The following is a 10,513-nucleotide window of genomic DNA, read 5'->3' as shown; positions in this document are numbered from 1 at the left end:
TTCACAGAATTGAAGTCTTTCAACAAGGTGAGGTATAAAACTAGCATTAACTTTCAGAGGGTAATTCTTTGGGTAATTCTTTGAAGTCAGTGTTGGCAGAATTCCTTTATACATGTATTGATGTCTGACTTTTGCTCTGAAAGCTGGGTCTGAATACAATAGCCATCTGTTTCTGTCGGAGTCATACCAGCCTACATAGTTACCAAATGCTTCTTCAGGATGAGCTAAATTAGTGCATTGTCTTTCCCAAATCATTGTCTGGATAGTAAAACCAAAATAGTTATTGCTGTATTGTCGCCAGAGTTTATCGATTTGACAGAGGATATCACAGGGAAATTCTTGAATATCTCTTTCCTGCCAAGAGTCTGTTGTAGTTCTACCATAAACTTGATTCATAATAGTCAACGTTTCTTCATTGGCTTCTTCCCATTGTTGATTTTTAAGAAGATAGTTTAAGTGTTGATAGTTTTCTTGGTTTGGTGGTTGAGGTAATTGCTTATTTGGCTGTTGTATAATTTGTTTTTTGTTATTTTGATTATTATAGTGATAATTTTTTTTTTCATAATCCGGTATGACTTTATCATGCATACTGGAAATTTTATGATTTACACTTCTCTCATTTGAATCAAATCTCGCTATAATTTTATCATAAATTATAGCGAGATTTTCATTTCTAGGATTATCATTATAAAGCCCATCAATTAGTGTTTTTATATCTCCGTGTGCTTCTGCCCACCGAATTAGTTTAAAGATAATTTGAGCATCATTATTTCCTCCTGCAATAGCTGTCAGATTTTTATTGAACTTAAAACTGACCACCATCTCAAGGTCACCTATATCTGGATAAGCATCAAGAATAGCTTTTTGTAATTCCTCCCGTTCAGAACCAGATAACTCATACATTCATACTATATTTTACTAAATTACTTACGAATTTAATTCAGAAGGATTAAACAAAGGGATAATGATATTATAGAGAATCAGCAATAGGGAACCATAGACTGGACGGTAAAATGCCAAGGATGAAAATGGCTCTCCCAGAGCAAATACCCAAACTACAAATGCGCCAGTAGAAACTACTATTTGGGTAACAGCTGGTGGCTTATTGGACTCTGATGTTAACTTTAATATCCAAACAGCAGTTAGAACTACAAAGACTATAAATAACACCCATAATAATAGATTAATCGGAACGTCGTCGGCACTTGTTATCAGTCCTTTGATAGCTATCCAAGCCCCAACAATTTCCGAGGGAATATATTTGAGCAGCCGATCAAAATAGCCATCAATCTTTGCCCTGCTCTTAGCTTCAAATTGGGTGGTAATAATTCGACGACCCATGTCAAGTATTAGTTCTCCTTACTAGAGATAGGATTTAATTTCCTGATAGATGCAACTAAATAAAATTCCTTCCCGGATAGTACCAAACGATCTAGCTCGCTGAGCGTGATGCAAAGCGACTAGGGTACCATCTTCATCAAAACATGGGGCACCACTAGACCCGAAGGCAGTTTTGTTGACATATTGAACTAGTCCCCTCTCGGGATAAACTCCGGTTATCCCATCACGACTGATAGAGAGTTTCATTGATGCACCTTCGGGATGCTGAAAAAGATTAATTCCCATCCCTTTAACAGGAAGATGATTAGGCTTCCAACGAGCAGGTTTAGTATCATTGGATGGAGGACTAGTTGCTGCCACTTGTAGCAAAACGTAATCTAGTTTGTTGGTAGGACTGGAATGTAAAATCGGTTGCTGTCTGTCTAATTTAACGACCTGTCCCTTGGTTTCATTTCCCAAATCAGAGCTAAAACAGCCAAAACGCAAGACAGCATTGAGAGCATTGATGTGCATATCCGCGTTTTCATCTGGATTCAGAACATGGTAATTAGTCAAAACTAGCCTGTTGGCAATCAAAACACCAGTCCCTTCAATTCCCTGTGGGTTAATTTCAATCCGACATACAGAGCTTGCTTGTGCTATTGCTCGTTTCAGGTAGCCAACATCCCAAAAATCTGGTTCCGCTTGCCAGAAACCTTGGAGTTGTAACTCTTCCGTTGCTCCAAGCCACTCAATAGCAGGGCCAATATCCCTGATAGTATTTACTGGGGGGAGATGAATCCTAAACCTCTGCTGAAAAATGGTTTGATAAAACTCTTTTAATTCTGGATTACCTCGATTAGTCCCATAGGCTGCGATAATTAAGGGTTCTAATTTACCTCTTGACTCAGCCCATTTAATCAAACTAAAAACAACCTGAGTAAGGTTCCCTCCCCCAGCTATGGCATTTAAGTTTTCTTCTAACTCATCATCAACCATTATCGCTAAGTCATCTTTGGTGGGATAAGCACTGATAATGGCTTCGCGTAATTTCTTGCGTTGAGAACCAGTTAAATCTATCATTAATTAAAGTGATAGCTAGATCATCTACCACATAACAATGTAACAATTTTATTTTTATAATAACAATCTCAGCAGAGAAAATATAAGGTTAGTGAGGATAATCGTGGTTTAATCTTGGCCGGAGTAATTCCCGAAGTGTAGATAATCACTGCCTTGGCGGGGAACTCTAAGAGCAGTATTCAGAGTAAATTATACCAGCTCAACACCCCCAAATCCCAAAATCAGATAGCGGCTATCTCAGCATTTACAAATAGGTCATGAACAATATTGCTGATTTATCGGAGCATCAAAAACTATTCGTATCTCTTTACCACTGTTACTTGTAACCGGTTTACTGTTCCTTTTCTTTATCCATCCTAGTTTTACATCTCATTTGTAAACTCTAGTGTAAAACCCTAGTGTAGTGATAGCGATCGCAAACATTGGTCAGCTACCTCCTCCTGGGTTAATGGGAGTAGGGAGTAGGGAGTAGGGATAGGGGTAAGACCATTGAAGGTACCTCTTAAGTATGAGCAACACTATACATTTATAGAATCTTAGATAATTACCTGGCTTGACAGTACCCTAAAGGGTACCTTCTCAAAGGGACGTTGCTTATGGTTTGGGGGCTGTTTGGGTCGCTAACGGTAACTGGGCAAGGCTTGTCAAAGCTTAATCAACCATAAAGTTTTCAGACTACTGTCACCTTCTAGACTAAGCCAGTGGGAGAATATAGTTATCACCTGGCAAACACTTGAAAACCCTTAAAAACCCAACTATGGCCAAAACCGTTGCTGAAGTCATGACCCGCGACCCGATCGTGGTGCAGCCCCAAACACCGATTAAGGAAGTCATCAAAATTATTGCTGAACAAAGCATCAGTGGCTTGCCAGTGGTTAACGAAGCAGGCAAATTGGTAGGAGTGATTTCAGAAGCTGACTTGCTGTGGCAGGAGACAGGAGTAGAACCGCCAGTCTATATCATGTTTCTCGACAGCGTGATTTACTTAGAAAATCCTGCCCGTTATGACCAAGAACTCCATAAAGCACTCGGACAAACCGCTGGGGACGTAATGACTGGTCATCCCATGAGCATCAAACCGGATAAACCCTTACGGAAAGCGGCTAAGTTGATGCAGGAAAAATCAATCCACCATTTACCAGTAACAGATGAGGCAGAGCAAGTGATTGGAATTCTGACCTCTGGGGATATTGTCCGCGCCATGGCAGCTGAGTTAAAGAATTAACGGAACTGTCTATCACAAACAGTGTTCACTGTGAACAAGTAACATGGTAAGTTGAGTTTTGGCTAGATATTGAGCAATTTACCCATGAGCGTTACTCGTGAATCTGTCCAAGAGCTGCTGAATTCATCGGATTTTGGCCACCGCATTAGAGGATTAAACCAACTACGCCAGCTGGAACCATCGGTGGGGTTTGAGCTAATTCAACCCTTGGTTAAAGATAACAATGTTCGGATTCGATATGGGGCAGTCAGCCAGCTCGATACCTTGGGTGATCAGGATTTAACCGTATCTTTGACCCTATTACGCGATCGCCTTTTGAATGATCCAGAACCAGATGTTCAGGCAGCAGCAGCGGATTCCTTGAGTGCCTTGAAGCTCACCGAAGCCTATGATGATTTAGAGCAAACCTATCACCAAACCACTGAGTGGATCGTTAAATTTAGTATTATTGCTGCCTTAGGGGAACTAGGTGAACCCCGTTCATTTCAAATTTTAGAAGACGCTCTCAAATCCGATACCAGTTTAATCCAAACAGCCGCCATTAGTTCCTTAGGAGAATTGGGAGACCCCCGGGCTGTGCCTCTGCTGATTCCCTTTGCCACTAATTCCGACTGGCAAATTCGTTACCGGTTAGTACAGGCACTGGTTAATCTGGGAGGAGAAGAGGCTAAGGCAGTCCTAGAAACATTAGCTAATGACAGTGTTGAGCAGGTGGCTAGTGTAGCGCAAGATGCCTTAAAAGCATAAGGCTTGAACCGGGAATAGGGAGAAGACTGTGGGGAGAGGGGCTCACAGGGGTAGGTTTTTTACATTTGGGTCGGGAGTCGGGAGTCGGGAGTCGGGAGTCGGGAGTCGTCAGAAGCGGGAAATGGGCAGAATTACCCCGGAAATGATTGTGTATTTTGATACATATTTTAATACATATATTGAGGAGTTTCTAGCTAATGAAAGTACGTACTCAAAACCTACCCTTGTAAGATCTCCCCATCTCCCCATCTCCCCATCTCCCTATCTCCCTATCTCCCCATCTCCCCAGACTTCCCGCGCCCAGGGCTATAACAAGCCCATTTACAAAAACCTTTACAAAAACCCTTCCATCTCAATCATTTCAATCATCTGAAGTCCACGGGGGTCTCCCACTTTCAAGAGGGCAGCTTTCGCGTCTTCTTTTACCCCTAGGTCTTCATCATCAGCAATTGCTTCAATTAAGGCATCAATAGCACCAGCGTAAACGGCATTGGAGGGCAATTCCCGACACAGTTGCCCGATAGACCAAGCACAATTACTGCGCACTGCTGCTACTGGGTCTTTCCTTAAAGCAGTAATCAAGGGCGGAATCGATGCGATTACTTCTTCATAATCTAACTCTGCCATTTGCGCCAGAGCACTAGCTGCCCACAAACGCACTGCAGGAATATCCGTTTTGAGGGAATCAATTAGAGAAGCTAAAGCACGGCGATCGCGACAGTTCCCCAATGCCCAAACAACCCCTTTACGGACATAACCGTTCCAATCAACGGTTAGCTGGTCAATCAAGGGCTTTACTGCCGTGGGACTGGGATTGTGCCCGAGACCATAGGCAGCACTTACCCGTACCAAAGGACAAACATCATTTAACAGGTTAATCAGATGGGGAATTGCCCGCTCATCTTGCAACTCACAAAAGGCACGAGCTGCTAGCATCCGTTGTTGGCTTTCCGGTGCCGTTAACAGAGCCAGCATTTCCTCTGGATCAGGTTTGGAAGCTTCTAACTCATCTTCAATCGGCTCTATGTCATCTAAAGGGCTTTCTAGTAAAGCCGTATTATCCAATAAACTCAGATCATCATCGTCATACATGCCTGATAACCTACCTTATCTTGCCTGATTCTACCAGAGTCTTCATTAGTATTTTCTGTGCAATGGTTTAACCATCCACAGAGATTGGGTGCGGAAACCCAGTCCGTGGTAAAGGTTCAAAGCGACTTGATTCGATTGAAACACCTGTAGTCCAATTTGGCGATCGCCTCTTGCCCTTGCCCAAGCTTCAGCGTGCTGCATCAGTGCTGAACCAATGCCTTGACGGCGGTGTGCTGGCATGACGTACAGTAAAAAGATATAGCCATAGCGATCGCCATTTACCTGATCAACCCCATTGCCCATCCACAGACAACCCACCGGCAAGGGATGAGTTATAATAGAGCCTTTCCTAGAAACCTTCCCATCTGCTACTGTAACCCACCACAGGGGGGTTTCTCTGGAAAAGTACTGTTTAACAGTCTTCGCCAGGTGAGAAAAATCATTTTGTTCTGGGAAAAGCTCTTGGTAAGTGAACTCCATGAACTTCACCAAAATTGCCCGTTCTCGTACCGTTCCCAGTCGTAGCTGGTAGCCTGCTAACAATGGCTTACTCACCAATTTTCGCGAAATTTTGGTTAACAACCAGCTGAGCGAATACTGGTGCTTGAATGCTGGCAGCGTCAACTTCTTCAATCGGTGCAGGGGCTAGCATATCGTTCGGTAAAAAGATCCGAGAACTGACTGCCAATAGGGCAATTAAGAAGCCTAGTAGTGCCAGTAGGGGAGCAATGTACTGACGAAAAATAGCCATGAATTTAATGGTTCGTTGATTTTAACAATTCTTTACTTTCTCCATCTTACTACAATGGCACAGCTTTTAGCGGTTGACGGTTAGAGGTTGGAGGTTATTTGGTTGAAGGTTGGAGGTTGGAGGTTGGAGGTTGGAGGTTGAAGGTTGGAGGTTGCAGGTTGCAGGTTGGAGGTTAGAGGTTAGAGGTTAGAGGTTAGAGGTTGTAGGTTGACCCCTTCCTCATCTCCTCATCTCCCCATCTCCCCATCTCCCCACACTTCCCACACTTCCGATACTCTTCCCCCTGTTCCCTGTTCCCTGTTCCCTGTTCCCTGCTCCCTTAGACTCGCTCGGCTAGTTTTGTGATAACTTCAATAACCGTATCCGCAAGTTGATCATTTCCCCGGAGCCAACCGAGGGGAGTCAAATGCTTACCAGGAAGTTTCTTATCAGTGAGGAGTTTATTGCCTAAATTCTCCTGTAGCCAACGCACCGTTCCAGCTTCTTCAGCAATCTTATCCGCCGAGCGAGCAATCCCTCGCTCGGGGGACTTTTAGAAGCAAATTGACTCTTGTTCCCCCCAAAGTTGGGGGGCTAGGGGGGCAAAATGCAGTATCAAAAAACTTTTCAGATATCCTCTGAGAGCTAGATTAATCTGAATGGTAAAAGAGAGCACTAACTAAGGTATGGTAGACAATAGTGTTTCCTACTGATCAACCATTATAGGTAAGCAAGTGTCCATTTAATTGGCCTATTGTCTATGCAGCGCGATGTGACAAGCTTTTTCATTACCTATTCCCTGTTCCCTGTTCCGAAGCGTGCAGCGCAATAAAATTAGATTACCATAAACGGCATGGCCAATTTCCCTCATCGACCGTTAGCCGTTGATTTATTTGCTGGTGCTGGTGGTTTCTCCCTAGGGATTGAGCAGGCGGGGTTTGATGTTGCCCTCGCCGTTGAACAAGACCCAATTCATGGGGCAGTGCATGCCTTCAATTCCCCCCAAACCAAGGTTTTATGTACCGACATTACTACCCTGTCTGGTCAAGAAATTCAGAAAGCCCTGAGGGAGTGGGCAACTGAAAGGGGGCAAAACCAAGACTGTAATCAAGACTGTACAGAGGTTTCATCGAAGTTTTCTACCATTGATCTAGTCATTGATCTAGTGATTGGTGGACCCCCTTGTCAGGGATTCTCCTTGATCGGTAAGCGTCAAGTAGATGATGTACGCAATAATTTAGTGTTTGAGTTCTGCCGTTTGGTCAAAGAACTGCAACCACGCTACTTTGTGATGGAGAATGTTCCAGGCTTAGCTCAGAACAAATACCAACACCTGTTCGAGCAGCTAATCAGTGACTTTAAAGCAGCTGGATACACGATAACTGAGCCAGTCAAGGTCTTGAATGCAGCAGATTTTGGCGTGCCTCAAAAACGGCGGCGGTTGTTTTTACTGGGTTCTAGGCTTGGGGAAACACCAGTGGCTTATCCTGACTCAGAACTAGGCTCTCACCAATGGGTAACTGTTAAGGATGCGATCGCAGACTTGCCTAACTTAGATGATTTTCCCGAACTCCAGAAAACCGATTGTGTTGAACTAACACCAGAACAGCTAGACCTGCTCCAAGCTTTAGCCATGCCCTATGTAGAAAAGTTAAGGGATATAATCACCGATCCTGGTAACTTTGCCTATCCCCGCCAGTGGAATCCTCAACTATTGACCAGTTCCCTGCAAACCCAGCACACGGAAGCCTCTATTGAGCGGTTTAGAAACACACCCATGGGCGAGGTAGATACTACCAGTCGCTTACGACGCTTACACTGGGATCAACCATGCCATACCCTAAGAGCAGGTACTGGTTATAAAAACGGTCGCTACACCTCTCCTCGCCCCATTCATCCTGATTATCCACGGGTCATCTCGGTGCGAGAGGCCGCTAGACTGCACTCATTTCCAGATTGGTTTCGCTTCCACCAGACCAAATGGCATGGATTTCGACAGGTCGGTAATGCTGTACCACCACGATTAGGACGGGTTTTGGGTAAACAAATTATGACAGCCTTGGCCCTTGAACCATCAGTGCCAACCACAACTATCAAGCTCTCAGATACGAAATTATTAGCCTTTAGACAGTTCCAGGCATCTAAGTATTGGACTATAGTGATATTTATTCCTTTTTTAGTCTGCTGCTTCCCATCTCCGATCGTTCTCTTCTCCTAGAATCAACATGCTGTATATCACGACCGTCAACGCTGATCGGCTACTAGTCTGCCATCGTTGTAACTCAGATCACAGGTTAACCCCTATCCCATCACCACAAATTTTGATCTCGAATCACTACTAGCTAGGACTCTCTCTCACAGACTATCTCTTCAAAATTGCCGATAGTTAAAATTACAGAGATTATGTGGAGCCCATGAAACCCTCTCAAGTGATCTTCCCCAAATTCCCAGTGCAGCACATAGCTAAGCGTATTATTCATATGCGCCAAATTACCCGCATTGACCAACAGCTCTTTATGTCAGCTTTACTAGCCAAGGCATCACTTTCACTAGAAGAGCAAACCCTAGTCCAAGAGATTTATGACGGTTTGAACCGTGGATTGATTCGAGTAGTGGAATAAACTATATCACTTCTGATCATGAGGGTCAAACCAATCAATTCTAGGGGCGCTTCCCTTGCGCCCGAACCCTGTGCGCTCTTAAACCTGTGGTCGGCAGCAAGTGATATCATGTGCGGTTGAATACTTACACGCTTGCGCCGAATCGAAGGCAGAAAGCAGCTATGCTGAAGTAAAGGAGTAAGGTTTAATCCCAGAAGGTTTTTTATCACTAATTATCCGGACATAATATCAAACAACCCCCAACCTGGAATTATATCATCTCCGCATAATTACTCTTAATACAAATTTTTCCGAGCACCTGAGCACCCGATCAACCCATCTGCTAGTAAAGCATGACTACCTAGATCTAAAAGAGATCAGTGTTTATCTCAGTTTTTGTTATTATAATCTTTTGTGAGTTGATAGTTGCATTGAACTCTGGCTGATCGTGTATTGTCAGCCAGGTGCAACTTTTCTTGGCATTGCTGAATCGAGGGATGAATATCAGTGGGGTGGGCATCCTGCCTGCCGGATAATTGTAACGGGCAAGATGCCCGTTCCACAAAAGATGCCCGTTCCACAAAAGATGCCCGTTCCACAAAAGATGCCCGTTCTACCGATTCCCGATTCCCTACTCCCTACTCCCTACTCCCTACTCCCTACTCCCGAATGGCAATCAAGATTGGGCAATATCTGATCAACAGGAGTACCCCTAAACGGATGGGCGGTCAGAATAATCGTGCCATCCTTTGCTGTTACCCAGCCTTGGGCTTCGATAATCACTTTTTTTTCTTGGGGAGGTTGAGGCTGTGTTACTGAAGGTTGCTGCTGTAATCGTTGTCTGCTGGTGCTGGCTAAGCCAGGACGAGTTCGCCACCCCACTGTTCTGTGGGCATTAATCACCGGATCTTCTGGAGTCGGTGGTAAACCCCCTTTTCCGGTAATGAAAAAGGAACTCCCGCCAGCAATCCGATTATTCTCAAAGCCACAAAGGTCATTGGCCAGGATCGCTTCTGCATCTACGGGGCTTGCTGGCAATTCGGTTAAGCCTGAAGTGGGGTCTACTTGGGAAATATTGAGGATTACGTCACCGTTGAAGGATGAGCCAAGGTTGGAGGTGGAAGTGATGTCATTGTCTGGAGTGAGACGGTCGCGAAACTCTAAGCCAAAGATGCCTTGGGCATTAATCTCAACACGACCTCCTCGACCTTCTTCAGCATTGGCGGTGATGTCGCTATTTCCCAGACCGACTAAGGTGTCAGTATCAATGGTGATATTGCCCCCATCAGTATTGTCGGCATTAGTTAGAATCAAGCTTCGGTTGAGGAGTCGGATGTCACCAGCTTCTAGGATAATATTGCCTTTTTCTCCTGCTGTTTCTGCTGTGATCCTGCCACCGTTGTCAAGGAAGAGTAACTGATCAATATTGTTATAGGTATCATCCACACAAACCGCAAAACTAATAGCAGAATTCTGTATCATAGCTACCTTCATTTTATATTGATGAAGAAGCTTAAAAATATCACTAATGTTGTCTTCAACGATGTATGAAAAATCCAGCGATGAAAGCGAAATCAAGATTTGGTCTTTCTTAACAATGAAACAAGGCATTTTGGGTTTTAAGGCAATTCCTTTGCCTACTCTTGTTCCTGCTGCTTTAGGTTGTAAAAATGATTTTACGTATAACGGAATTTCCTTGCGCTGCAAGGGTTGTAA

Annotated in this window: 15 protein-coding genes; 6 read left to right on the top strand and 9 right to left on the bottom strand. The window is 44.0% G+C overall.

Annotation, left to right across the window (positions count from 1 at the left end; translation table 11 throughout):
* The 3 genes from F6J94_RS23025 to F6J94_RS23015 form a co-directional block, all read right to left on the bottom strand.
* A partial coding sequence (locus tag F6J94_RS23025) for a GUN4 domain-containing protein (protein WP_293044474.1) occupies window positions 1–903 on the bottom strand: 903 nt, incomplete at its 3' end.
* Window positions 904–927: 24 nt separating this feature from the next.
* Window positions 928–1,341 carry a hypothetical protein gene (locus tag F6J94_RS23020; protein ID WP_293044472.1) on the bottom strand — a complete coding sequence of 138 codons (414 nt, stop codon included), beginning with the start codon at window positions 1,339–1,341 and terminating at the stop codon, window positions 928–930.
* Window positions 1,342–1,362: 21 nt separating this feature from the next.
* Window positions 1,363–2,403: an effector-associated domain EAD1-containing protein gene (locus tag F6J94_RS23015; protein WP_293044470.1), complete on the bottom strand. Its 1,041-nt coding sequence runs from the start codon at window positions 2,401–2,403 to the stop codon at window positions 1,363–1,365.
* Between the two features lie 757 nt (window positions 2,404–3,160).
* Here F6J94_RS23015 and F6J94_RS23010 point away from each other — a divergent pair.
* The gene (locus F6J94_RS23010) at window positions 3,161–3,628 is read left to right on the top strand and encodes a CBS domain-containing protein (protein WP_293044468.1); all 468 of its coding nucleotides are present in this window, start codon (window positions 3,161–3,163) and stop codon (window positions 3,626–3,628) included.
* A gap of 84 nt (window positions 3,629–3,712) precedes the next feature.
* Entirely contained in the window at window positions 3,713–4,375 is a 663-nt protein-coding gene (nblB, locus tag F6J94_RS23005) for a phycobilisome degradation protein NblB (protein ID WP_293019700.1), read from the top strand.
* Window positions 4,376–4,483: 108 nt separating this feature from the next.
* Here nblB and F6J94_RS23000 read toward each other — a convergent pair whose 3' ends face one another.
* The 4 genes from F6J94_RS23000 to F6J94_RS22985 form a co-directional block, all read right to left on the bottom strand.
* The gene (locus F6J94_RS23000; RefSeq protein WP_293019702.1) at window positions 4,484–4,624 is read right to left on the bottom strand and encodes a hypothetical protein; all 141 of its coding nucleotides are present in this window, start codon (window positions 4,622–4,624) and stop codon (window positions 4,484–4,486) included.
* Window positions 4,625–4,708: 84 nt separating this feature from the next.
* Window positions 4,709–5,467: a HEAT repeat domain-containing protein gene (locus F6J94_RS22995; RefSeq protein WP_293044466.1), complete on the bottom strand. Its 759-nt coding sequence runs from the start codon at window positions 5,465–5,467 to the stop codon at window positions 4,709–4,711.
* Between the two features lie 45 nt (window positions 5,468–5,512).
* The gene (locus F6J94_RS22990) at window positions 5,513–6,022 is read right to left on the bottom strand and encodes an N-acetyltransferase (protein WP_293044476.1); all 510 of its coding nucleotides are present in this window, start codon (window positions 6,020–6,022) and stop codon (window positions 5,513–5,515) included.
* Window positions 6,015–6,218 (bottom strand): hypothetical protein, encoded by a 204-nt coding sequence (locus tag F6J94_RS22985; RefSeq protein WP_293019706.1) that lies wholly within the window; start codon window positions 6,216–6,218, stop codon window positions 6,015–6,017. Before F6J94_RS22985 ends, F6J94_RS22990 begins: the two co-directional genes overlap by 8 nt.
* A 207-nt stretch (window positions 6,219–6,425) precedes the next feature.
* Between F6J94_RS22985 and F6J94_RS22980 the strand changes: the two genes are divergently transcribed.
* Complete coding sequence (locus F6J94_RS22980) at window positions 6,426–6,563, top strand: hypothetical protein (protein WP_293044464.1); 138 nt, start codon at window positions 6,426–6,428, stop codon at window positions 6,561–6,563.
* Here the strand turns inward: F6J94_RS22980 and F6J94_RS22975 are convergent.
* Entirely contained in the window at window positions 6,538–6,690 is a 153-nt protein-coding gene (locus tag F6J94_RS22975) for a hypothetical protein (RefSeq protein ID WP_293044462.1), read from the bottom strand. The genes F6J94_RS22980 and F6J94_RS22975 overlap by 26 nt on opposite strands.
* Window positions 6,691–7,050: 360 nt before the next feature.
* Between F6J94_RS22975 and F6J94_RS22970 the strand changes: the two genes are divergently transcribed.
* From F6J94_RS22970 to F6J94_RS22960, 3 genes are all read left to right on the top strand, one after another.
* Window positions 7,051–8,415 (top strand): DNA cytosine methyltransferase, encoded by a 1,365-nt coding sequence (locus F6J94_RS22970; RefSeq protein ID WP_293044460.1) that lies wholly within the window; start codon window positions 7,051–7,053, stop codon window positions 8,413–8,415.
* A 196-nt stretch (window positions 8,416–8,611) separates the two neighbouring features.
* Complete coding sequence (locus F6J94_RS22965; RefSeq protein WP_293020159.1) at window positions 8,612–8,818, top strand: hypothetical protein; 207 nt, start codon at window positions 8,612–8,614, stop codon at window positions 8,816–8,818.
* A gap of 427 nt (window positions 8,819–9,245) precedes the next feature.
* Window positions 9,246–9,494 carry a hypothetical protein gene (locus F6J94_RS22960; RefSeq protein WP_293044458.1) on the top strand — a complete coding sequence of 83 codons (249 nt, stop codon included), beginning with the start codon at window positions 9,246–9,248 and terminating at the stop codon, window positions 9,492–9,494.
* Here F6J94_RS22960 and F6J94_RS22955 read toward each other — a convergent pair.
* Complete coding sequence (locus F6J94_RS22955) at window positions 9,443–10,279, bottom strand: S-layer family protein (RefSeq protein WP_293044456.1); 837 nt, start codon at window positions 10,277–10,279, stop codon at window positions 9,443–9,445. The two genes, F6J94_RS22960 and F6J94_RS22955, sit on opposite strands and share 52 nt — an antisense overlap.
* Window positions 10,280–10,513: the final 234 nt, after the last annotated feature.

This window comes from Moorena sp. SIO1F2, from assembly GCF_010672755.1.
Classification (GTDB): Bacteria; Cyanobacteriota; Cyanobacteriia; order Cyanobacteriales; family Coleofasciculaceae; genus Moorena.
This window is presented reverse-complemented; position numbering and strand designations above follow the sequence as displayed.